Genomic DNA, 23578 nt, shown 5'->3' on the forward strand with positions numbered 1-23578 from the left:
ATCTCGGCATATCTCAACGCGATGGGCGAGAGCGAGGACTGCAGGATTCGTGCGTCCTGTCCTGAGGCGCTCAGTTCGCGGCCACGGGCCGGGCCTGGGGGCGTGTCCGGTCCAGCGGGCGGCAATAGCTCTGCTGTTTCAACCAGTTGGCCATGTCAGCGCGTTTTGACGACGACCGCATCGGCCCCCAATCCGCGCTCACCCCGCGCCATTTGCGGTCCTTGGCGTGGATCACCCCGTCGCGCGGCACGGTGACGGCCATGATACGGACAGCACAGCTGAGGTTGGCGGCGCCGTTCTTGAGCGCCTCGCCCGTGCCCACGTTGCATTTGTAGCCGCGCGCGGTGGCGGGCAGGATCTGCAACAGACCGTACCACTTGCCCCCGCCCCCCACGGCGCGGGGTTTGTAGGTGCTTTCGAACTTGGCCAGTGCCGACATGAAACCGACCCAGAAGGCGCGGCGGTCTGCGGCGGTGGCGCGCGGATATTCTGGGCACCACGTCGCAATATCGCGCGGCACGAGATCCACGAGCGGTTGCCCATGTGCCTTCAGCGCCGACAGTGCCGCCCGGTTCCACAGCACGTGCCCCGGCTGATGTGTCCACCGGGTGCGCGGCACATTGCCGTCACGGGCGGGTGGGCGCACCCCGCCAAAGGCGTCGCGCGCGACGACCGGAACATCCCGAACCGCGCTGTCCGTGGCTTCCTGTTCCTGTGCAGCCAGTGGCGCGGCACAGGCGCAGCCAAGGGCGATCAAAAAGGCAGCGATGGTTTTCATGCCGCGCACTATGCCGAGAAGCGATTGGGCCTGTCTACACTGCGCATCCAGCCAAATACGTGCATTGAAAGCGGCTTTGGGGACAATCATCCCGGAGCAGTTGTATTGTGCGTACCGAAGGTTGCAGTTTTCGCAAAATGATCCCGTGAATTGCGCCGTGTTGTCCCCCCACTGCCCTCATTGTGTCGCAATTCAGCGTCATATTCAGACCTGTTGGTAAGTGTTGGAATGTTAAAGATGGCCCTAGCAGAACGCGTGATTGCCCCACTGACCCGCATGCGTGCGGTGTTCTCAGCCGGTTCGTCCGGCGCGGTACAAGACCGCGTTCTGCTATCCAGCCGCCCGGCCCGACCCAAGCGGGCAGAGCGGGCAGCACAGCTTGACAGCTTGCTGAGCATTCCGTGCCCCGACCCCACCGCCGAAGACCACACACGTGACGCGCACCAGAACGCCGGCCTGAAACTTGTCCGACAGGAGGAATGGGGCCTGCTCGCTGACCGCCTCCGGTGTCTGGACAGCAGGTTGGCCAAGACCGATGGCGGTATGCCGGTGGCCGAACTGATGGCGTTTGGTGCGCGCGCAGATGTGGTCGCGGCGGCGGAGCATGCCTTGATCACCGGCCGTCCCGACCGGGATGCCCCGCTGCTTGAGGGGATCGAGGCGCTCGAGACGATCCTCGCCCAGAACGAACAGGACGCAATGATCGCCTGCGTGGTGGCGCAGGCCCATATCGACATTGGCTGGGCCTGGCGCGGCACCGGATGGGACATTGAAATCCCCCTGCCCAACCGCGAGGCCTTTGCCGCCCATTTCGAACGTGCGGGGGAAATCCTTGCACCGTTCGCCAAAACGGCCGAGCCTTCGGCGCTTCTTGCGGCGACGCGGTGTGCCTACAATGCAGGCAACGGAACCAGCCTTGGACAGATCGTCTCCGACTACGAGACATGGATCACCCTCGATCCGCGCAATGCCAAGGCGATGCGCACCATGGGCACCCATCTGCTGCCGCGCTGGCACGGAAATTACGACCGGCTGGAACTTGAGGCGCGGCGCATGGCGGGCCTCACCCATGATTTGTGGGGCGCGGGCGGTTACACCTGGGTGATGATGGATGCCATTTCGGTCGACACCGAAGCCTGCGCGCGGCTGGACCTCGACTTCTTCCTCGACGGCTTGCGCGACATCATCGCACAGACGAAGGACCAGCATATCGTCAACCTGCTGGCCGCCTATTGCGCAAACACGATGGGCGCCACCCCCACCGGTCATGACGAGGCGGATTACATCTGTGCCCAGGTTGCGGATGCGGCGCAGTGGATTGTCCGGGATCACCTGCGCGAACTGCATCCGATGCTGTGGGCGCATGCCGCGCGCGGCTTTGACAACACCCTGCGCATCCGGTGCCGCGACCGGTTTGCATCCTCCGGCTATGCCGATGCGCTGCGCTACCTGTCGGACGTGTTCCGGCGCGAACTGGCCGCCGGACAGCGCATTGTGTTCACGTCAAATGGCGCAGAGACCCGCGCCGCCTGAGCCCGGAAATCGCACCCGACAACAGCGCGCGCGAATAAAATTTGTGCGCCCCCATCAGGCTGTGGAACACCGGACCAAGTGTCAGCCGCCCGCGCCGGTCGGCCACCGGGACAACGACCGAACCGAACGCCACGCCCTGCGCCACCGACAGCCACGACATCGTGCGCCCCGATGCATCCGCCAGCAGAATGTCCGTCTCGGTACGTGCTGACACGGTCCAGACCGCAAACTTTTCCGCATCTCCGCGCGCCAGTGCCGCAGCCTCTGCATCGCTGGACCGCGCCCCTGCCGCCAACCGCAGAACCACCCGTTCGGCCTTGAACAGCGGTTGCGTGTAAAACGCCTCGATCAGCGCCGGCAAATCGGCCGTGACATCCGCGGCAACGAAACAGTCGGTGTGATGCGCCTCTTTCTGCGCAAAGGGCGCAATCAGGCTGTGGGGCGGGGCATCTGCCTCTTCAATGTTCATGGGGTGACTTTGCCCCCATCGCACCGCGTGCAAAAGGCGTTCAATAGTCGCGGCCCCCTTGCGACACTTGCCCCCCTGAATTACACCGCCCAGCAACACCGCAACAGGACGCACACCCATGCTGGATCTGACCTACGAAAGCCCGAAAATCAAAACCATTGCCGGGGCCCAGCATGATTGGGAACTGGTCATCGGGATGGAGGTGCACGCACAGGTGTCCTCGAACGCGAAACTCTTTTCCGGCGCGTCCACCCAATTCGGTGCAGAACCCAATTCCAACGTCGCCTTCGTGGATGCGGCAATGCCCGGCATGTTGCCCGTCATCAACGAATATTGCGTCGAACAGGCGGTGCGCACGGGTCTGGGCCTGAAGGCCGAGATCAACCTGCACAGCGCCTTTGACCGCAAGAACTACTTTTACCCCGACCTGCCCCAGGGCTATCAGATTTCGCAGCTCTATCACCCGATCGTGGGCGAAGGCGAAGTGCTGGTGGAACTGGGCGAAGGCATCGCCCGCCGCGTGCGCATCGAACGCATCCACATGGAGCAGGACGCGGGCAAGTCGATCCATGACATGGACCCGAACCTGTCATTCGTGGACCTGAACCGCACCGGCGTCTGCCTGATGGAAATCGTCAGCCGCCCCGACATCCGCGGCCCCGAAGAGGCTGCCGCCTATCTCACCAAGCTGCGCCAGATCCTGCGCTATCTGGGCACCTGTGACGGCAACATGCAGAACGGCAACATGCGCGCGGACGTGAACGTGTCGATCTGCCTGCCCGGTGCCTATGAGCGCTATCAGGAAACGCAGGATTTCAGCCATCTCGGCACGCGCTGCGAGATCAAGAACATGAACTCCATGCGCTTCATCCAGCAGGCCATCGAGGTTGAGGCGCGTCGCCAGATCGCCATCGTCGAAGCAGGCGGCAAAGTCGATCAGGAAACGCGGCTCTATGATCCGGACAAGCAGGAAACGCGGTCCATGCGCTCCAAGGAAGAAGCGCATGATTACCGTTATTTCCCAGATCCGGACCTCTTGCCGCTGGAGATTGAACAGGCGTGGGTGGATGACATTGCCGCCTCCCTTCCCGAGCTGCCCGATGCCAAAAAGGCGCGCTTTATCAGCGACTTTGGCTTGACGGACTATGACGCCTCCGTGCTGACCGCCGAAGTGGCCAGTGCCGCCTATTTCGAAGAGGTCGCCGCAGGCCGCGAGGGCAAGACAGCGGCCAACTGGGTCATCAATGAACTCTTTGGCCGTCTCAAGCGCGACGATGACCGCGACATCACCGACGCGCCCGTGTCTCCGGCGCAGCTGGGCGGCATCATCGACCTGATCGGACGCGGCGATATCTCGGGCAAGATCGCCAAGGACCTCTTTGAGATCATCTATACCGAAGGCGGCGATCCGGCGGAGGTGGTCGAAGCGCGCGGCATGAAACAGGTGACGGATACTGGCGCCATCGAGGTTGCCGTGGACGAGGTCATCGCCGCCAACCCCGCACAGGTCGAAAAGGCCAAGGCCAACCCCAAGCTGGCCGGCTGGTTCGTCGGTCAGGTGATGAAGGCCACCGGCGGCAAGGCCAACCCCAAGGCCGTGAACGAGATCGTGGCCGCGAAACTCGGGCTCTGATCCTGTCACATCTGTGCGGCAAGGGCACGGCTCTGATCCGCGCGCGCGCCGCCGCAGCGGTGGGTATCACTGTGTGAGCGACTGTTCCCATGGCGGCGGGCTTCCGATTTCCGCAATCAGGAAGTCGAGGAACACCCGCACCTTGGGCGACAGCACGTTGGATTTTGGATAGATCAGCCACAACACGTTGTCCTCCGCCGCCTCATAGTCCGGCACCACGCGGATCAGGTCGCCGGAGCTGAGCGCATCGTACACACTCCAGAGCCCGTTCAGTGAAATGCCCGCCCCGGCAAGGGTTGCGCCCTTTTGGCTCAATCCGTCATCAATGATCAGCTGCGCGCGGGCTGCTGAGGGGTCAAAGCTGGCCATCGCGCCCTCGCCATTGGTCAGCGCACGCGGCCGCAGATCGCGAAACGCGATCAACCTGTGATGCGCCAGATCCTCCGGCACCTCTGGCGTGCCGTGCGCGGCAAGGTAATCGGGGCTGGCGCACAGGATCCGCCGGTCATCGGCCAGCTTGCGCCCCTTGAGGCTGGTGTCCAGCAGCGGCGCATTGCGCAAGGCCAGGTCATAGCTGCCCTCGATCAGGTCGAATTGCAGGTCCGACAGGCGCAAATCCAGCGTCAGTTCCGGGTGCCGTTCCAGAAACCGGGGCAGGATCGGCGCAATATAGAGCTGGGCAAAACTGCTTGGCGCGGCAAAGCGCAACGTGCCGCTGACCTGCGCCGACCCATGGCCCAGGGCGGCAAGGGCCGCGTCCTCCTGCGCGATCATCTCGCGGGCGAAGGGCAGGAAATCTGCCCCCTCCACGGACAGGGACACCTTGCGCGTCGTGCGGTGCAACAGATCGGCCCCCACGCTGTGTTCAAGCCGCGCCAGTTTCGCGCTGGCCACCGCCGGTGCCATGCCCAGACGACGCCCCGCCGCACTGATGTTCAGCGTCTCTGCGGCCAGAACAAACAGGCGCACCCCGTCGGTATCCATTATTATATCCGTTTTGCGAATTATGAATGCCGAAATACGCCATTTATTCGGCAAATGCCACAAGCCATATGGGTCCCAACACACGAAGGAGGGCCGGACAATGCCACAGACCGCAACAGTCAATTACCACGTGCACAAGGACACGCGCCAAGCTTTCGAACTGGATGCAGGCGGCATTGAAGGCAACCTGATTTCGCCCGAACTTGCGCCCACCGAAGTGCACTTGACCGATGTGCGAACGGCTGAAGACGCGGTGGATTTTGCCCGGGATGCGGTCGCATTTGCGACCCTGCCAAGTGCCATTTCCGATTTCAGCTCAGAGGGTTGGCAGTCCACCTATGATGCCGAACTGACGACGCATCTGACTCGAAACCTCGGGGCGCGGGACGTGGTCGTATTTGATCATACCGTGCGCGTGGATGACCCCGATGCGACGCGCAAACCGGCGCGCAATGTGCACAGCGATTACAGCGCAGATGGCGCGCACCAACGGCTGATCGATCTGCTGGGTGCCGATACAGCCGCGGAATGTAGCGCAGGCCATTACGCGTTCATCAACATCTGGCGGCCCGTTGACGCGCCGATCAACAGCGCACCGCTCGGCTTTGTGCGCCCCTCCAGCGTGGACCCGGCGGACTGGATCACGCTTGATCTGATCTATCCCGACCGGGTCGGGCAAATCATGGGGCTTGTCGGCAATCCCCGGCATCAATGGCTGTATCAGTCAAAAATGACCCCGGACGAGATCGCGTATTTCAACATCTACGACAACCGCGGACTGGCCTCCGTTGCGCACAGCGCGCTTGACATGGTCGAGTATCCGACCGTCACAACGATCCGCAAAAGCATCGAGAGCCGCACGCTGGTGCGGTACTGAGGACCCATGACTTTGGACACGGCACATACCGGGGCCTTCCCCAACATCAACGCGGCCTACGCCGCCACGTTCCGCCCCGGCAGGCTGAGCGTTGGGCTGGTCGTACCCCTTGAATCCTACGCCGTCGGCGCAGTGCCAACGATGCACAACCACATCGCACTGGCACAACGCGCCGAAGCGCTTGGCTTTGCCGCGCTGTGGTTGCGCGACGTGCCGTTCAACGTGCCAAGCTTTGGCGACCCGGGCCAGATGTACGACCCGTTTGTCTATCTGGGCACCCTTGGCGCGGTAACGGACCGCATCGCGCTTGGCATCGCCAGCATCATCCTGCCCCTGCGCCACCCGGCCCATGTGGCCAAGGCGGCGGCCACGGCGGATGTGCTGTCGAACGGGCGGCTTCTGTTGGGCGTGGCGTCCGGCGACCGGCCCGAGGAATACCCGGCCATGGCACAGAGCTATCCCGACCGCGGCGCACGGTTTCGCGACAGCGTCGCGTATATCCGCGCGGTCGGCACCGACAGGCCGCAATATGACGGGGCCCATGGGTGGATCGGTGGTGGCATCGACATGCTGCCCAAACCCGCCGGAGTGCGCCTGCCCCTGTTGATCACGGGCGGCAGCCAGCAGTCCCCCGACTGGGTCGCCAGCCATGGCGACGGATGGATCACCTACCCGCGGGACGCCCTGTCGCAAGGGCGGGTGATTGCAGACTATCGCGCCCGCTTGACCGCCGCAGGACAGCCCGACAAACCGGTGATGCAATCGCTCTATGTCGATCTGCTGGACGACGCGGACGCGCCTGCGCGGCCCATTCATTTGGGTTTTCAATCCGGCACGACGTTCCTGCGCCGCTACCTGCAAGAGATTGAAGCCCTCGGCATCAATCACGTCGCCCTGAACCTGCGGTTCAACAGCGCGCCAATCGACACCACCCTGGACCGATTGGCGGCAGCACTCATGCCCGACTTTTCCCGAAAGGATCACTGACATGACCAAGACCATCCTGATCACCGGATCGACCGACGGTATCGGCCTGCTCACCGCCAAAAAGCTGGCAGCCGACGGGCACAAGGTGCTGCTGCACGGGCGCAGCACCGCCAAACTGGAGGCCGCGGCGGCGGACATTGCCGCAAGTGTGGAAACATATTGCGCCGATCTGTCGGACATGGAGGCGGTGAAGGCGCTCGCCTCAGAAGTGCGCGCCAAACATGACACGCTGGATGTGCTGATCAACAATGCCGGGGTGTTGAAGACGCCGGAACCCGTGTTGCCAGACGGGCAAGACATCCGTTTTGTCGTGAACACCTTTGCCCCCTATCTGTTGACCGAGCTGCTGTTGCCGATCATGCCGGCGGCGGGACGGGTCGTGAACCTGTCGTCCGCGGCGCAGGCCCAGGTCAACGTCGCGGCGATGCAGGGCAACGTGCCTATGGCCGACATGGACGCCTATGCCCAAAGCAAGCTGGCCATCACGATCTGGACCCGGGAATGGGCAAAGGACCTGCCCGAAGGTTTTGTGATGGTGGCCGTCAACCCCGGCTCACTTCTGGCCTCGAAGATGGTCAAAGAAGGGTTCGGCGTTGCAGGCAGCGACCTGAACATCGGCGCGGACATCCTGATGGATGCGGCACTCGGTGTGCGGTTTGCAGACAAATCGGGCGCGTATTTCGACAATGACAGCGGCGCCTTTGCCGATCCGCATGGTGCGGCGTTGCAACCCGATCACGCAGCCGAGGTCATGAGCGCCATTCGCACCGCCGTCCATGGTGTGGGCTAAGGCACCCGGCGCCGTTGCACGCGGGGGCGGTCCGTCCTCGCCCTGCAACGGCAAAGCGCGCGCTGTGGGTCTGCCCCGCCCCACGTTTTAACCTGTCCGAACCACCTTTGGGGCGGCGGGCTGTGCGCGAGCCCCGGCACGTGCGCCAAACACATAACGACGCCGTACCCGCGACAGCACTGCGGACCGAAGTTGCAGGTTCACGCGATGCCGATCACTTGCTCAAAGGTAAATCTTGTCGAATTGCGTAAGGGTGTGGTCTTTGCTCTCCGACAAAAACGCATACAGGTCCTGCGGCGTTGACGACGTGCTGAATACGGTGGAGGGAATGCCAACCTGCTTATATGCCCATGTCACAAAGGATGAGCAGGTCAATGACGGGTATTTGTCCAGCAATTCAACGCCTGTTTGGACAATCGAATTGAGCCCCCCCACCACCGGGGTGACTGCGGATTCTCCGACGGCCTGGGCAAAATCGGGGATCACCATCCCGCCCAGGCTGAACACCGACCGCGTTGCATGGATGGTCGCAGCCTGCATCATCCCGACACCGCCTGCGTATCCTTTGGCCGGGCGATTTCGATGGTGATAATGAAAGCGCGCGCACAGTTCGAACAATTGCTCTTGCTGCTTTTTGCTGATCGTCTTCGGGCGCGCATGCGCGAAGGCAATGCATTGGTCCTTTGTCAGGAAGGACGCAATCGACCCGACTTTGGGCGGCATCTCGAAGGCCATTTGCTTGATGGCACCAGACGGCCAGCTGATGGTCTTTTTCTTACCGTCGTCGCCCTCGACCTCGTAAGACCGTGCGGCAGTGTCCCCGAGGCACAGAATGCCATGGCCATATTTGAAACCGCCAAACGTGCGGATTTCGATATTGGCAGCGGTCATGGACGCCGTGAGGAAAACGTCGCCGCATTGCGGCTTCAGCTTGTGCAACGCGGCTTCAATCTGTGCTTTGGAATAGGGGATCGCTGTCTTGGTCATGGATGAAATACACCTTTGAAAAATAGCGAATTTGTCTGCGGCGCAGCGCTGACGGGCAAGTCAGGCTTTCCCTACCTGACAGGCTCAATGTGCATCCTTCCACTGTCACAACCCGCGCAAAAGCGCAGGTCTAAAGCACCACCGCGGGGCGGGAAACGAAGGCTAAGCGTCCAGATCCAGCGCCAGCGCATGAATGCGTGGCACGATATCGCCGAGCGCCTTGTGCACCGCGCGGTGACGCGCCACGCGGCTTTGACCGGCCAGATCCGCACTGCGCAGCATCACGTTGAAATGACTTTCGCCGCCTGCGGGCGCACCGGCGTGGCCTGCGTGGGACGCGCTGTCATCCACGACCTCGATCTCGCGCACATCGAATGCCGCGCGCAGACGCGCCTCGATCTCATCTCTGATAGACATTTTTTTCTCCTGCCCTCTTCCCTCTGCCAGCCCAGACCTTAAACTGCCCTCCTCGAGTCGAAAAGGAGACAGACCATGAGCAAGCCAGATCCCTTCGGTTTCGATATGTCCGTCTCCTCGGCGAAGAAGAAAAATCCCCGTGGACGGCGCGGCATGTCCGGCGCGTCAGAGACCTCGACGCGCATCTGTGATCACGAGGGCTGCGAAGAGGCGGGCAAGTTCCGTGCGCCCAAAGCACCCGACGTGCTCGATGACTTTTACTGGTTCTGCCAGCAGCACGTGCGCGAGTACAATACCAAGTGGAATTTCTTCGACGGTACGACCGAAGCGGAAATCAACGCGCAACAGTCCAAGGACAAGGTGTGGGAGCGTCAGACCAAACCTCTGGGCGATCCTGAGGCGCGCGCCTGGGCGCGGCTCGGCATCGAGGACCCGCATCAGGTGCTGGGCAAGAACGCGACGCAAAACCCCGGTCGCGGTGGCAACGCGGCCGCCCGCCGCCTGCCGCCCACCGAAAAGCGTGCCATCGAGATCCTCGAAGCCAAGGCCGACGACAGCAAGGCGGATGTGCGCAAGGCCTACAAGAAGCTGATCAAGGTCCTGCACCCCGACATGAATGGCGGGGACCGGTCCCAGGAAGAACAGCTGCAAGAGGTGGTCTGGGCCTGGGATCAGATCAAGGACAGCCGCAACTTCAAATAGGTGCGGCTGCGCTGCGCTGTCTGCGCATGACAAGGTGCACGCCCAGCATCGTGGCCACCCAGGTGGCCGCGACCACAGGGCTCGTCCAGATCCCGTCACCGATGGCGATCAGGCCAAGCGCAGGGCCAGTTGTCAGGGCCTCCGGCGCAAACGGGCCCATGCCCGCAATAAACTGGACCAACCCCGCCACCAACAGCAGCCCCATCGCGCCCAGAACGGCACCCATGGCCGTTGTGACAGGCGCCGCGACAACAACCGCGGCGAGGCCCAGCCATCCCCGGCGGCCAAACCCGTCAGACAGCGTCACGCCCGCCACCCCCGCGCCAGCCAGCGCCGCGATGTGAAACCACGGCCCCTCCGGCAAAAACCGTGCCATATTGCCGCCCGCCTGCGTCATTGCCACGGCCACCACACCGCCGGCAATCCCCGTTGCCGCCCCGCACAAAACGCGCATCCTGCCCAACCGATCCATGTCCCGTCTCCCTCTGTCTGACGGGCTCAGCATCACGCACCGCCGTGCAGGTCTTGTGCAGAAGCTGCGCGCGGAACGTGCAGAAAGTGGCCTGTCGCATCGCCCCTTCCCCTTGCCCTTTGCCGCGTTATGTTGCACGACGAACCGCGCGCCCGTGACAGGCGCGTTTTCTATGCTGAAGGACGATTTGAGATGGCGGACGGCGCGATGGACATTGATGCAAAACCAACCGAGGAAATCTCGGTCCGCGAAGTGTTTGGCATCGACACGGATATGGTCGTCAAAGGCTTTGCCGACCGCACCGACCGTGTGCCGGATCTCGACAGCACCTACAAGTTTGATCCCGACACGACACTGGCGATCCTTGCAGGCTTTTCACACAACCGCCGCGTGATGATCCAGGGCTATCACGGGACGGGCAAATCGACCCATATCGAACAGGTCGCCGCGCGCCTGAACTGGCCCGCCGTGCGTGTGAACCTCGACAGTCACATCAGCCGGATCGACCTGATCGGCAAGGACGCGATCAAGCTCAAGGACGGCAAGCAAGTCACTGATTTCCAGGAAGGGATCCTCCCCTGGGCCTTGCGCAATCCAACTGCGATTGTGTTCGACGAATACGATGCGGGCCGCGCGGACGTGATGTTCGTGATCCAGCGGGTTCTGGAAGTGGACGGCAAGCTGACGTTGCTGGACCAGAACCAAGTGATCAACCCGCACCCGTATTTCCGCATCTTTGCCACGTCGAATACGGTGGGTCTGGGCGACACGACCGGCCTCTACCACGGCACACAGCAGATCAACCAGGGCCAGATGGACCGCTGGAGCCTTGTGGCGACGCTGAATTACCTCAGCATCGACGCAGAGACCGCCATCGTGCTGGCCAAGAACCCGCATTACAACACGGCCGAGGGCCGCAAGACCATCAAGCAGATGGTGACCGTGGCCGACCTGACCCGGACGGCGTTCATGAACGGTGACCTCAGCACGGTGATGTCCCCCCGGACCGTTATTGCATGGGCCCAGAATGCAGAAATTTTCCGCAACGTGGGCTATGCCTTCCGCCTGTCGTTCCTGAACAAATGCGACGAGCTGGAGCGTCAGACGGTGGCCGAGTTCTATCAGCGTCTGTTCGACGAGGAACTGCCGGAGAGTGCGGCGAGCGTGAGTTTGGGGTGAGCACATTGCTCAGTACTGGCAAAAAGGGTTTGAGCGTATTGTGTTTTCTAACACTCGTCTCTGCCTGCGATAGCCCGGCCCCATCTACATCGCGACCTGCAGAAAAAGTGGTGGCGCAATCACTGCTATCTGAAGCCGCTAATGGAACTGCAAACAAGTACGAGCAACTCACCAGATGCACGGGCTTAAGCCAAATAGAAACCGAATTGCAATTGCGCCAGGTGATCCGCGCTGCACAAAAAGCGGATACTCAAGCCGCGTCCGTGGAAAAACTTAGAGACGGTCCGAACCGATCAAAGCAGTTTGCCGACCTCGCTATGAGCCCACAGTTTCATCCAACTGGGTTTGCGGAAGCCGGCCGAGAGAGGCGCGTCAGGTCGGATGCGGCAGGCTACCGAGAAGCGTATGCGAGAGTGCTTCAGTTCAGCAATGCCAAGCAGACTGAACAGATAAGGTATCCGGAGTTTATCAAAAGCGATCTTGCATTTTGCAACGGACTGATTGCGTAGCATTTCTTTATCAATGGACCTCGGAGCGTTACGCTTGAAAACTAGGAACTAGAATGCAGGCCAGCACAGCGTTTCAATACTGGCGTGCGTAAACTGAAAACAAGGCCGACAATGGCACAGCAAAACGACAACCCCGCAGATCCGTTCAAAAAGGCGCTGGCCGAGGCGACCAAAGTCATGGCCAATGATCCTGAGTTGAACGTGTCCTATTCCGTGGACCCGGCTGGGCTGTCGGGGGATGCGATGCGTCTGCCGCAGGTGTCGCGCCGCATGACCCGCGAGGAGGTACTGCTGGCGCGCGGCACGGCGGATGCGCTGGCGCTGAACCGGCGCTATCACAACGGCCAGACGCACGCCCGCTATGCGCCGCAGGGCGATATGGCGCGCGATCTCTATGAGGCGATGGAAACCGCCCGCTGCGAGGCGATGGGCGCACGTGACATGCCGGGCACCGCAGGCAACATCGACGCCAAGATTGCCAATGACGCGATGCGCCGTGGCTATGACCAATGCAAGCAGGCCAGTGACGTGCCGCTTTCGGCGGCGGCGGGCTACCTCGTGCGCCATCTGGCCACCGGGCGCGACCTGCCTGCCGGTGCGCAAAACGCCATGGAGCTGTGGCGCGGGTTCATCGAGGATCAGGCGGGCGGCACGCTCGACGATCTGAACGAGATCCTGGATGACCAGGCGGCCTTTGCCCGCTTTGCCCGGCGCGTGATCACCGACCTCGGCTATGGCGATCAGCTGGGCGACGACCCGGATCAGCTGGACGACGAACAGGAAGACAGCGCCGAGGAAGGCACCGAAGAGGAACAGGAGCCCGACAGCACCGGTCAGGACGATCAGGACGAGGAAAACGCCGAAGGCACGCCCGAAAGCAGTCAGGAAGAGCAGCAGGACGCAAGCCAGGCGCAGGTCTCCATGGACGACATGGCCGATCAGGAGCTGGGTGACGAGGCAGAGATGCCCGAGGGCGAAGCCCCGCTGGAACCCCCTGCCCCGCAACCGGTGTCGGAGGCCGATCCCGACTACAAGGTCTATCTCGACACCCATGACGAAGAGATTTCGGCCGAAGATCTGGCCGAACCGGTCGAGCTGGAGCGTTTGCGCGCCTATCTCGACCAGCAACTCGAACCGCTCAAGGGTGCGGTGAGCCGTCTGGCCAACAAGCTGCAGCGCCGCCTGCAGGCGCAACAGAACCGCTCCTGGGAATTTGACCGCGAGGAAGGGATGCTGGATGCCGGCCGTCTGGCACGGGTTGTCGCCAATCCCACCACGCCCCTGTCCTTCAAGGTCGAGAAGGACACCGAATTCCGCGACACCTGCGTGACGCTGCTCTTGGACAATTCCGGGTCGATGCGAGGCCGCCCGATTTCGATTGCGGCGATCTGTGCTGACGTGCTGGCCCGCACGCTGGAGCGGTGCAACGTCAAGGTGGAGATCCTGGGCTTTACCACCCGCGCGTGGAAAGGCGGGCTGGCCCGTGAAGCGTGGCTGAACGACAGCCGCCCGACACAGCCCGGTCGCCTGAACGACCTGCGCCATATCATCTACAAATCGGCAGATGCGCCGTGGCGGCGGACAAGGCCCAATCTGGGCCTGATGATGAAGGAAGGTCTGCTCAAGGAAAATATCGACGGCGAGGCGCTGGAATGGGCGCACCGCCGGATGGTGGCACGACCCGAGGCGCGCAAGATCCTGATGGTAATTTCCGACGGTGCCCCGGTAGATGACAGCACCCTGTCGGTGAACCCGGCGAACTATCTTGAAAAGCACCTGCGCGATGTGATCGCCATGGTCGAGCGCAAGCGTGCGGTCGAGCTGCTGGCGATCGGGATTGGCCATGATGTGACGCGGTATTATGACCGCGCCGTCACGATCACGGATGTAGAGCAGCTGGCCGGTGCGATGACCGAACAGCTGGCGGCGCTGTTTGACAGTGACCCGCGGGCCCGGGCGCGCATCATGGGCATGAAGCGCGCCAGTTGAGCCCGGCCCTGCGGGGCGAGTTTATTTTGCGAGATGAAGGTGGATCATGTTTCAGACATTCGAAGTCACCGCCCGGCCTGAACAGGGGCCGCCCCGGTTGGCGGCGCTGCGCGATGTGATCCGGGCCGAAGGGTTGGACGGGTTCATCGTGCCCCGTGCGGATGCGCATCAGGGCGAATACGTGTCGGCCCGCGATGAGCGGTTGGCATGGTTGACGGGGTTTACCGGGTCCGCCGGGTTTTGCGTAGTTCTGGACGATGTGGCCGGGGTGTTTATCGACGGACGCTACCGAACGCAGGTCAAGGCGCAGGTGGCGGATGTGTATACCCCCGTGCCGTGGCCCGAGACGTCGATGGGCGCATGGCTGAAGGCGCAATTGCCGCAGGGTGGACGTGTCGGATTTGACCCGTGGCTGCACACGCCCGGCCAGATTGAGGCGGCACAAAAGCTGCTGTCGGGCACCGGTGTGGTGCTCGCGCCGTGCGACAACCTTGTGGACCGCTGTTGGCCGGATCAGCCCGGTCCGGCGGCAGCACCCGCCAAGGTCCACCCGCTTGAGTTTGCCGGTGAGGCGCATGGCGAAAAATGCACGCGTTTGGGCAAGGCCCTGACCGAAGACGGGGCGGATGCGGCGGTGATCACCTTGCCCGACAGCATGTGCTGGCTTTTGAACATCCGGGGCGCTGACATCCCGCGCAATCCGGTGGTGCAAGGGTTTGCCATTCTGCACGGGTCGGGCGCGGTGGATCTGTTCATTGATCCCGCCAAGCTCGAGACAGTGCGGGCGCATCTGGGGGATACCGTGACCTGCCACGCGCCGGACCGGTTTTTGGATGCGGTTGGCGCGCTGCAAGGCACCGTGCGGCTCGACAAATCCAGTGTGCCATGCGTTGTGACAGACACCGTGGGCGATCAGGTGCAATGGGGCGATGACCCCTGTGCCCTGCCCAAGGCGTGCAAGAACGCAGCCGAGATCGCGGGCTCTGCCGAGGCGCATCTGCGCGACGGAGCGGCGGTGGTCGAACTGCTCGCGTGGCTGGACGCGCAGGCCCCCGGCACGCTGCGCGAGACGCAGGTGGTGACGCAGCTGGAACAGGCGCGACGGCGCGACAATGCGCTGCAAGACATCAGCTTTGAGACGATTTCAGGCACCGGGCCGAACGGTGCCATCATGCATTACCGCGTGACAGAAGAGACGGATGCCACACTGGAAGACGGGCACTTGCTGGTGCTGGACAGTGGCGGGCAATACCTTGACGGGACCACCGACATCACCCGCACGGTTCCCATCGGCACCCCGCCTGACGCGGCGCGCACGGCCTTTACCCGCGTGTTGGCGGGCATGATCGGCATGTCGCGCCTGCGCTGGCCCAAAGGGCTTGCCGGGCGCGACATCGAAGCCATTGGCCGCGCGCCCCTGTGGTATGCGCATCAGGATTTTGATCACGGCCTGGGGCACGGCGTCGGCGCGTATCTGTCGGTGCACGAGGGGCCACAACGCCTGAGCCGGGTGAGCACTGTGCCCCTGGAGCCGGGCATGATCCTGTCGAATGAACCTGGGTACTACCGCGAAGGGGCCTTTGGCATCCGGATCGAGAACCTGATTGTCGCCGAGCTGGCCGAGCCGCTGCCCGGCGGTGACGCGCATCGCGAGATGCTGTGCTGGCGCACGCTGACCTTTGCGCCCATCGACCGACGGCTGATCGCCCCGGACCTGCTGGATGCGCCGTCCCGGGCATGGCTCGATGCCTATCACGCCGATGTGCTGGAGCGGATCGGGCCACGGGTCTCGGACACCGCCCGCGCGTGGCTGCGGGAGGCCTGTGCGCCGCTGTGACCGTTTGCCGGTTCCGCGCGCCTCACACCTCTGTTACAACCGGCGCTCTATAGTGTCGCAGCATTTCGAAAGGACCCGAGCCATGGCCGAACACATCACGATCCGCACCGCGCCCGGCACATGGACCGTCCGCGCCGGGGGGGCCGTTCTGGGCGAAAGCACTGCTGCACTGGAACTCAGCGAAGGCAGCTATCCTCCGGTGATCTATTTCCCGCGTGACGACATCGCCATGGCGTTTCTGGACCGGACCGAAAAGACGACACATTGCCCGCACAAGGGCGATGCCAGCTACTTCTCCGTGGTGACGAAGTCGGCAACGCTTGCCGATGCGGTCTGGAGCTATGAAGCGCCGAAGGAGGGCGTGGCACGGATCAAGGATCACCTTGCCTTCTACACCGGGGACGGGATCACGGTCGAAAAGATCTAGAGCCGTGCGGTGACGGCGGCGGTGAAATCCGCGCCGCGCATCTCAAAGCTGTCATATTGATCGAAACTCGCTGCGGCGGGGGCCAGCAGGATGACGTCCCCCGGCTCTGCATCCGCCATGGCGGCGGCAACGGCCGCATCCATCGTGCCACAGACCTGCGTGTCCACCTCAAGCTGCATCGCGAACTGCGCGGCCTCGCGCCCGATCACATAGGCTTTCTTGACCGCCCCGGCGGCGGCGTTGAGAGCGTCCAGCCCGCCTTCCTTTTGCAACCCGCCACAGATCCAGCGGATATTCTTGAACGCGGCCAAGGCTTTGGCGGCGCTGTCGACATTGGTGGCCTTGCTGTCATTGACATAGATCACGCCTGCCGCTTCGGCGATCCGTTGGGATCGGTGCGGCAGGCCTGCAAAGGTCGCAAAGGCGTCTTCGATGACCCGTGGCGCCACACCGACCGCGCGGGCGGCGGCATAGGCGGCGCAGGCATTCTGGTGGTTATGTGCTCCGGGCAGGCCCGGCACGGCGCGCAGGTCGATGGACGCAACCTGTCGGCCCTTGCGGTGTTCGGCCAGAAACCCCTTGCGGGCAAAGACGGACCAACCCGGCCCCGTCAGCTTGCCCGCGGCAGAGACGCGGATCACGCGGTCATCCCCCGGCGCTTCCGCCAATTGCCCCGCAAGAAACAGCCCCTCAGCCTCGTCCACGCCGATGACGGCGCGGTCCGGACCGCCTTCGGCAAAGAGCCTGCGCTTGGCCGCGAAATAGCCGCCCATGCCCGCATGCCGGTCCAGATGATCGGGGGTGAGGTTCGTGAACACGGCCACGTCTGGCGTGAGGCTGCGGGCCAGATCGGTCTGGTAGCTGGAGAGTTCCAGCACCACGATGCCGCCATCTCCGGGCGGGTCGATATCCAGCACACCGCGCCCGATATTGCCGGCCAGCTGGCTGTCGCGGCCCGCGCATTCCATGATGTGGTGGATGAGCGCGCAGGTGGTGGATTTCCCGTTCGACCCGGTGACGGTGATCACCCGTGGCGGCGTATCATAACGCGCCCAATCCGCGTCCCCCAGCGATTGAAAGAACAGGCCGATGTCGTTGTCGACCGGCACGCCCGCGGCCAGCGCCGCCGCCACCACCGGGTTCGGCGCAGGATAAAGATGCGGGATGCCCGGCGACACGATCAACCGGGCAATACCGTCAAATGCGCCCTGCACCTTGAGGTCGGTACAGGCAAACCCTTCGGCCGCCGCCGTGTCGCGCGCCTCCGGATTGTCGTCCCAGCACACCGGTTCTGCACCGCCCGCAGCCAGCGCGCGCGCGGCTGCAAGACCCGAGCGGCCCAGACCCAGAACGGCGACGCGAGCGCCCTTGAGGCCACGCACCGGGATCATGGATCACCCGCCATGATGGCCCGCGCGCCGCCACGGATGCTCGGACCATCGGCGCGTAAGCCGTGCCCGCCCGTCTTGGTTTTGGCCAAAGGACACATGCTCACCATGCCTTTTCCGTTCTGTCACGGAAGAATTTACCGGTGAGCCCGGCAGGCGCATCAAGCGCGAGCCAGATGGCGGTGTCGGCCCACTGCTCGGGCGTCCGCGGAGCCGCCTGCCCGCCCATCCGTGTGTGGACCCAACCGGGGCACATGGCATTGATGCTCACCCCGTCCGGCAGGTCGCGCGGCAGCGCATGGGACAGCGCATTCAGCGCCGCCTTGGCCACACCGTAGCCCCCCGGCCCTTCCAGACCTTCGTCATAAGCGCCCCAGCCCGAACTGAGGTTGACGATCCGCCCCTGCCCCTGTGCCGTCATGTGCGGCAGGCACAGCAGGATCAGCTCGAACGGGGCGTGAAACATCACCTGCATCGATCGGCGCAGGCCATCCGGATTGTGGATCATACTGTCTTCGATCAGGATGCCTGCGTTGTTGATCAGGATGTCGATGTCACCGGCCGCGGAGATGGCAGGCGCAAAGGTATCGGCATTTTCAAGATCGAGATGGACCGCGCCGCACCCCAGTTCCCGTGCCGCGCGCTGACCGTTCTCCGGATCGCGCACCCCGATGACCACGTCCACATCGCGGGCCATGAGACCCTGCGCGATGGCATAGCCAATGCCACGGTTTCCACCTGTCACCAATGCGCGCATGGTCTGCCCTTGTTACTGCGTGCGTCCGGCGCAGTTTCCACGAAACGGGGTGTCCTGCAAGTGGGTAAGCCCCTGAGCCATGCGCGCGCGTCAGCTACGTTCAGGTCCAATAGGCGAAGAGGTTCAGCTCCGGCCGCTCGTCCGCGATCCGCTCAATCGCCTCATACCGTTTCGATTGCCCTTCCATCAGCCAGCGATGGGTTTCGACCACTGTCAGGCCGATACGGGTCAGCATGTCCGTGTCGAGCAGCCGTTCCATCAGGTCCAGTTCTGCGCCTTCGATATCCATCTTGAGAAAGGCGATGCGCCCGTGTGCGTCGAGCAGGTTTTCGAGGAAGGCAAGACCGTCGATCACGTCAACGGTCACGGTGTTTTCGGCATCCGCCACGGCATTTGATGCAATCAATGTGGAGCCTGTGGACCCTTTGCGTGCATCCCGTTCCAGAACCGTACTTCGGAAGAGCGACATGCTCCCCGCCTCTGCCGCGACGGCCTTTTGATGCAGCACCACGTTGTCAAACCCGCCGCAGGCCCCTTTCAGCGTCTGAAACGTGTCGGGATCGGGTTCGAACGCGTGTACCGTCGCACCCGTTGTGGCCAGCGGTTCGGTAATCTCACCAACGTTCGCACCGAGGTCGACGCAGATATCCCCTGCGCCGAGCCCCGCGCGAAGGCCCATCACGATGCCCGAACAAAACGACCCGCGCATCTCGCGGTGGACCTTGCGGCGCATGCCCACATCAAGGCCCGCGCGCATCAGCCGTTTAAGGCCCGTTTTGGTGGTGCGTTCAATCATATGCGTGTCTCACCCGGTCAGCGCACCTTGAGCGTGGCAAGGCCAATCATCGCGAGGATCAGCGAGATGATCCAGAAGCGGATCACGATCTGCGGCTCGGCCCAGCCCTTTTTCTCATAGTGGTGGTGGATCGGCGCCATCAGGAACACACGCTTGCCTGTGCGTTTGAAATAGAGGACCTGGATGATCACGGACAGCGCCTCGACCACGAAGAGGCCACCCACGATGGCCAGCACCAGTTCGTGTTTCGTGGCCACCGCAATCGCACCCAATGCCCCGCCCAGTGCCAGCGATCCGGTATCGCCCATGAAAACGGCGGCGGGCGGCGCGTTGTACCACAGGAACCCGAGGCCACCGCCAAAGAGGGCCGCGGTAAAGACCAGCAATTCGCCTGTGCCCGGCACGTAATGCACATCCAGATATTCGGTGAAATCGACCCGCCCCACCGCATAGGCGATGATGCCGAGCGTGCCGCCCGCAATCATCACCGGCATGATCGCCAGCCCGTCTAGACCATCCGTCAAGTTCACGGCGTTGGCCGCCCCCACGATCACGATGATCGAAAAGGGGATGAACAGGAGACCGAGGTTGATCAGCACGTCCTTGAGCACCGGCACCGCAAGCTGGTTTTGCAACGCTTCGGGGTGGTTCAGGGCGGCGAAATAGGCGGCCACCCCGGCAATCAGAAACCCCAGCAGAAGCCGCACCTTGCCCGGCACGCCGGCGGTCGTCTGTTTGGACACCTTGGCGTAATCATCAGCAAAGCCGATCAAAGCAAAGCTGAGCGTGACACCGAGGACAATCCACACAAACGGGTTGTCGAGCCGGGCCCACAGAATGGTCGACGTGGTGAGCGCACCCACAATCAGCAAACCGCCCATTGTCGGCGTGCCCGCTTTGGCAAAATGGCCTTCGGGGCCATCATCACGGATCGGCTGCCCCTTGCCCTGACGCTTGCGCAGCACGGCGATCAGGGGACGGCCAAACAGGAAGCCAAACACAAGCGCCGTCAGAAACGCGCCACCGGCCCGGAACGTGATATAGCGGAAGAGGTTGAAAAAATCCCCCCCATCGGAAAGTTCCGTCAACCAATAGAGCATACTCGCCTCGCCTTACGCATTATGTTGTGTGTCTTCGCCTGTATTCACCGGATGGCCCATTTTGCGTATCGCGTCAACGATCAGGGCCAGTTTCATGCTCAGCGACCCTTTGACAAGCACCACGTCCCCGCTGTCCAAACGGCGGGGCACCTCTCGGATCAGGGCTTCGGACGTCTCTGCCCAAAGGCCGCGCTGCGGCTCCGGCAGCGCTTCGTACAGGTGGCGCATCAGCGGACCGATACAGTGGACCACGTCAATCTTCTGCATGGCATCGAGCGCTGCAATGTCTTCGTGCATCACTTGCGCTTGATCCCCCAACTCCTTCATATCCCCGATAAAAGCGATCCTGCGCCCCCTGCTGACGCGGCCAATATCATGGGTCACTTCGGCCCCGGCCAGCACGTCGAGCGCTGCGGTCATGGAGGTCGGATTGGCGTTGTAGCTGTCGTCGATCAGCTCGAGCGTCATGTGCGTCTCGACCGGATCGAGGTAGATCACCTCGCGCGCGCCGCGCCCCTGATAGGGCGACCAGCGGCCCAGCGATTGCGCCGCAATGGCCAGATCCGCGCCAAGCGCCTCGACGGCGGCCAATGCGCCCAGACCGTTCATCGCAAAATGCCGTCCCGCGGCCCGCACTTTGAACAGCAGCGGCGCCTCATGCGCCTCGGCCCGGACGATGGTTGTGTCGCCTTGAACTGTGGCGTCCAACAGCTTGAAATCAAACCCGTTCTCCCCGAACCCAAGATCACGGCGTTTGACGTCATGCGCCTTGGCCTGAAGGATCGCGGCGGTAGAACAGTCATTGTTGAGCACAGCCGTGCCGCCATGTTCCAATCCGTCGAGGATCGATGCTTTCTCCACCGCGATACCTTCGATATTCTCGAACGCTTCGAGATGGGCGGCGGCGACGGTCGTGATCATCGCGACATGCGGGCGGGCCATGCGGGCCAGTGGCGCAATCTCTCCGGGGTGGTTCATGCCGATCTCGATCACCGCATATTCGGTGTCCGCTGGCATCCGCGCCAGCGTCAGCGGCACGCCCCAGTGATTGTTGTAGCTGGCCACGGATGCATGCGTGCGCCCCTGATCGGACAGCATGGCGCGCATCATCTCCTTGGTGGAGGTCTTGCCCACCGATCCGGTGATCGCGACCACACGCGCGTCCGTACGGGCGCGGGCGGCACGGCCCAGGTCTTCGAGCGCGGCAAGGACGTCGTCCACAATCAGAAGCGGTGCGTCCGTTGCGACGCCGTCCGGCACGTGGGTGACAAGTGCGGCCGCCGCCCCCTGCGCCAACGCTTGTGCTACGAAATCATGCCCGTCCCGCGCGGCCTTGAGGGCCACAAACAGATCGCCCTCTTGCAAGGTGCGCGTGTCGATGGACACGCCCGTGGCCTGCCAGTCGGTCGTGGTGGTGCCGCCGGTTGCGGCTGCGGCATCGGACCCCGTCCAAAGTGTCATGTGATCTTCCCCTCCAGCGCGGCGACGGCCACGCTGGCCTGTTCGACATCGTCAAAGGGCAGCACGTCGTCGCCGACGATCTGCCCCGTCTCATGCCCCTTGCCCGCGATCAAAAGCGCATCGCCCGGCTCCAGCGTATCCACGGCGCGCAGGATGGCTTCGGCCCGGTCACCGACTTCTGTCGCCTCGGGGCAGCCTTCCATCACGGCCGCGCGGATCAATGCGGGGTCCTCGCTGCGCGGGTTGTCGTCGGTGACGAACACCACATCCGCATGAGCCGCCGCAGCCGCCCCCATCAGCGGGCGTTTGCCCGCATCGCGGTCGCCGCCTGCGCCCACAACGGTCACCAGCTTGCCCAGAACATGCGGGCGCATCGCCTTGAGCGCAGTGGCCACCGCGTCGGGCGTATGGGCGTAATCCACAAACACCGTCGCGCCGTTGTCGCGCGTCGCCGCCAGCTGCATGCGCCCGCGCACGGTGCCCAGATGCGGCAACGTCTCGAACACGCGCGCAGGCTCCGCCCCGCAGGCAATCACGAGACCACAGGCCAGCATCACATTGTCCGCCTGGAACCCGCCAATCAGCGGCAGGCGCATGGCATAGGCCTTGCCCGCATATTCAAACCGCACCTCCTGGCCGGACGCATCGAACCGCTGTCCAGCAAGGGTCAGATCCCCCCCGTCGCGGCCCACGGTCATGACATTTTGCCCCCGTGCGGTGGCGATGGCCGCCATATCAACGCCGCGTGCATCGTCGATGTTGATCACCGCCGTGCCGTCCTCGGGCAGGACGCGGGCAAAAAGGCCCGCCTTGGCGTCGAAATAGGCCTCGAACGTCTCGTGATAATCCAGATGATCCTGGGTAAAATTCGTGAACCCAGCCGCGGTGAGCGACACGCCATCCAGACGGCGTTGGTCGAGCCCATGGCTCGACGCTTCCATGGCGGCATGGGTGATGCCCTCGGCCCGTGCGGCGGCGAGCGTGCGGTGCAGCGTGATGGGTTCAGGCGTGGTGTGGGCCAATGGCGCGGACCACGCGCCCTCAACCCCGGTGGTGCCCAGATTGACCGCCTCAAGCCCCATCTCCAGCCAGATCTGGCGCACGAATGTACTGACGGAGGTCTTGCCGTTGGTGCCGGTGACGGCCACCATCACATCCGGCTGCCCACCGAACCAAAGTGCGGCGGTGCGCGACAGCGCCTCTCGTGGCGCGTCGGTGATGACAAGCGCGACCCCGTCCAGATGTGGTGCCGCAATCTCTGCGCCTGCCGCATCGGTCAGAACGGCGGATGCGCCCATGCGCACGGCAAATTCGACAAACTCCGCGCCGTGCATCCGGCTGCCCGGCATGGCGGCAAAGAGAAACCCGTCCCTGACCTCGCGGCTGTCCACCGCGATCCCGGTGATCTGAGGATTGTGCCCGCCGCGCGCGGTCAGCCCGAGCGCGGAAAGAGGTCTTGGCTGCTCACCCATATTCGGCCTTTTTGGCTCGGGTGCCCGCGTGCGG

23 protein-coding genes are annotated in these 23578 nt (G+C 63.3%); 11 read left to right on the plus strand and 12 right to left on the minus strand.

Annotation, left to right across the window (positions count from 1 at the left end):
* Positions 1-70 precede the first annotated feature (70 nt).
* Positions 71-778 (minus strand): transglycosylase SLT domain-containing protein, encoded by a 708-nt coding sequence (locus ACERHN_RS01865; RefSeq protein ID WP_415920948.1) that lies wholly within the window; start codon positions 776-778, stop codon positions 71-73.
* 237 nt (positions 779-1015) lie between these two features.
* On the opposite strand from ACERHN_RS01865, the gene ACERHN_RS01870 reads away from it, so the two are divergent.
* Positions 1016-2311, plus strand: a complete 1296-nt coding sequence (locus ACERHN_RS01870) for a hypothetical protein (protein ID WP_415920949.1) — start codon at positions 1016-1018, stop codon at positions 2309-2311.
* Here the strand turns inward: ACERHN_RS01870 and ACERHN_RS01875 are convergent.
* Positions 2277-2780 carry a hypothetical protein gene (locus ACERHN_RS01875; RefSeq protein ID WP_415920950.1) on the minus strand — a complete coding sequence of 168 codons (504 nt, stop codon included), beginning with the start codon at positions 2778-2780 and terminating at the stop codon, positions 2277-2279. The genes ACERHN_RS01870 and ACERHN_RS01875 overlap by 35 nt on opposite strands.
* A 118-nt stretch (positions 2781-2898) precedes the next feature.
* Between ACERHN_RS01875 and gatB the strand changes: the two genes are divergently transcribed.
* A complete protein-coding gene (gene gatB / locus ACERHN_RS01880) occupies positions 2899-4413 on the plus strand; it encodes an Asp-tRNA(Asn)/Glu-tRNA(Gln) amidotransferase subunit GatB (protein ID WP_415920951.1) in 1515 nt (504 codons plus the stop codon).
* A 66-nt stretch (positions 4414-4479) separates the two neighbouring features.
* Here the strand turns inward: gatB and ACERHN_RS01885 are convergent, their stop codons facing one another.
* Positions 4480-5397, minus strand: a complete 918-nt coding sequence (locus ACERHN_RS01885; protein ID WP_415920952.1) for a LysR substrate-binding domain-containing protein — start codon at positions 5395-5397, stop codon at positions 4480-4482.
* A gap of 100 nt (positions 5398-5497) precedes the next feature.
* Between ACERHN_RS01885 and ACERHN_RS01890 the strand changes: the two genes are divergently transcribed.
* Genes ACERHN_RS01890 through ACERHN_RS01900 form a run of 3 tightly spaced genes read left to right on the plus strand, consistent with a single transcriptional unit; the run spans position 5498 to position 8051 of the window.
* Positions 5498-6274 carry a CmcJ/NvfI family oxidoreductase gene (locus ACERHN_RS01890; RefSeq protein WP_415920953.1) on the plus strand — a complete coding sequence of 259 codons (777 nt, stop codon included), beginning with the start codon at positions 5498-5500 and terminating at the stop codon, positions 6272-6274.
* Between the two features lie 6 nt (positions 6275-6280).
* A complete protein-coding gene (locus tag ACERHN_RS01895) occupies positions 6281-7261 on the plus strand; it encodes a TIGR03571 family LLM class oxidoreductase (protein WP_415920954.1) in 981 nt (326 codons plus the stop codon).
* Position 7262: 1 nt separating this feature from the next.
* Positions 7263-8051 (plus strand): SDR family NAD(P)-dependent oxidoreductase, encoded by a 789-nt coding sequence (locus tag ACERHN_RS01900; RefSeq protein ID WP_415920955.1) that lies wholly within the window; start codon positions 7263-7265, stop codon positions 8049-8051.
* A gap of 222 nt (positions 8052-8273) precedes the next feature.
* On the opposite strand, the gene ACERHN_RS01905 is transcribed toward ACERHN_RS01900, so the two are convergent.
* Positions 8274-9038, minus strand: a complete 765-nt coding sequence (locus ACERHN_RS01905) for a hypothetical protein (RefSeq protein WP_415920956.1) — start codon at positions 9036-9038, stop codon at positions 8274-8276.
* A gap of 162 nt (positions 9039-9200) precedes the next feature.
* Positions 9201-9455 (minus strand): BolA family protein, encoded by a 255-nt coding sequence (locus ACERHN_RS01910; protein ID WP_415920957.1) that lies wholly within the window; start codon positions 9453-9455, stop codon positions 9201-9203.
* Between the two features lie 75 nt (positions 9456-9530).
* Here ACERHN_RS01910 and ACERHN_RS01915 point away from each other — a divergent pair, with 75 nt between their 5' ends.
* A complete protein-coding gene (locus ACERHN_RS01915; RefSeq protein WP_415920958.1) occupies positions 9531-10157 on the plus strand; it encodes a J domain-containing protein in 627 nt (208 codons plus the stop codon).
* Here the strand turns inward: ACERHN_RS01915 and ACERHN_RS01920 are convergent.
* A complete protein-coding gene (locus ACERHN_RS01920; protein ID WP_415920959.1) occupies positions 10150-10629 on the minus strand; it encodes a hypothetical protein in 480 nt (159 codons plus the stop codon). The two genes, ACERHN_RS01915 and ACERHN_RS01920, sit on opposite strands and share 8 nt — an antisense overlap.
* A gap of 192 nt (positions 10630-10821) precedes the next feature.
* On the opposite strand from ACERHN_RS01920, the gene cobS reads away from it, so the two are divergent.
* The 5 genes from cobS (at position 10822) to ACERHN_RS01945 (ending at position 16570) form a co-directional block, all read left to right on the plus strand.
* Positions 10822-11808, plus strand: a complete 987-nt coding sequence (gene cobS / locus ACERHN_RS01925; RefSeq protein WP_415920960.1) for a cobaltochelatase subunit CobS — start codon at positions 10822-10824, stop codon at positions 11806-11808.
* Entirely contained in the window at positions 11805-12317 is a 513-nt protein-coding gene (locus ACERHN_RS01930; protein ID WP_415920961.1) for a hypothetical protein, read from the plus strand. Before cobS ends, ACERHN_RS01930 begins: the two co-directional genes overlap by 4 nt.
* 111 nt (positions 12318-12428) lie before the next feature.
* A complete protein-coding gene (cobT, locus tag ACERHN_RS01935; RefSeq protein WP_415920962.1) occupies positions 12429-14306 on the plus strand; it encodes a cobaltochelatase subunit CobT in 1878 nt (625 codons plus the stop codon).
* Between the two features lie 46 nt (positions 14307-14352).
* Entirely contained in the window at positions 14353-16143 is a 1791-nt protein-coding gene (locus tag ACERHN_RS01940; protein ID WP_415920963.1) for an aminopeptidase P family protein, read from the plus strand.
* 82 nt (positions 16144-16225) lie between these two features.
* Positions 16226-16570 carry a DUF427 domain-containing protein gene (locus ACERHN_RS01945; RefSeq protein ID WP_415920964.1) on the plus strand — a complete coding sequence of 115 codons (345 nt, stop codon included), beginning with the start codon at positions 16226-16228 and terminating at the stop codon, positions 16568-16570.
* Here ACERHN_RS01945 and murD read toward each other — a convergent pair.
* The 6 genes from murD to ACERHN_RS01975 form a co-directional block, all read right to left on the minus strand.
* Positions 16567-17961, minus strand: coding sequence for a UDP-N-acetylmuramoyl-L-alanine--D-glutamate ligase (gene murD / locus ACERHN_RS01950; protein ID WP_415920965.1), 1395 nt, complete (start codon positions 17959-17961; stop codon positions 16567-16569). The genes ACERHN_RS01945 and murD overlap by 4 nt on opposite strands.
* A 100-nt stretch (positions 17962-18061) precedes the next feature.
* Complete coding sequence (locus ACERHN_RS01955; RefSeq protein ID WP_415920966.1) at positions 18062-18715, minus strand: SDR family NAD(P)-dependent oxidoreductase; 654 nt, start codon at positions 18713-18715, stop codon at positions 18062-18064.
* Between the two features lie 100 nt (positions 18716-18815).
* A complete protein-coding gene (locus tag ACERHN_RS01960) occupies positions 18816-19511 on the minus strand; it encodes an FkbM family methyltransferase (protein ID WP_415920967.1) in 696 nt (231 codons plus the stop codon).
* A gap of 17 nt (positions 19512-19528) precedes the next feature.
* Positions 19529-20611: a phospho-N-acetylmuramoyl-pentapeptide-transferase gene (mraY, locus tag ACERHN_RS01965; RefSeq protein WP_415920968.1), complete on the minus strand. Its 1083-nt coding sequence runs from the start codon at positions 20609-20611 to the stop codon at positions 19529-19531.
* 12 nt (positions 20612-20623) lie between these two features.
* Positions 20624-22072 carry a UDP-N-acetylmuramoyl-tripeptide--D-alanyl-D-alanine ligase gene (locus tag ACERHN_RS01970; protein ID WP_415920969.1) on the minus strand — a complete coding sequence of 483 codons (1449 nt, stop codon included), beginning with the start codon at positions 22070-22072 and terminating at the stop codon, positions 20624-20626.
* A complete protein-coding gene (locus ACERHN_RS01975; RefSeq protein ID WP_415920970.1) occupies positions 22069-23544 on the minus strand; it encodes a UDP-N-acetylmuramoyl-L-alanyl-D-glutamate--2,6-diaminopimelate ligase in 1476 nt (491 codons plus the stop codon). Before ACERHN_RS01975 ends, ACERHN_RS01970 begins: the two co-directional genes overlap by 4 nt.
* Positions 23545-23578: the final 34 nt, after the last annotated feature.

It is taken from the genome of Tateyamaria rhodophyticola, assembly GCF_047777875.1.
Classification (GTDB): domain Bacteria; phylum Pseudomonadota; class Alphaproteobacteria; order Rhodobacterales; family Rhodobacteraceae; genus Tateyamaria.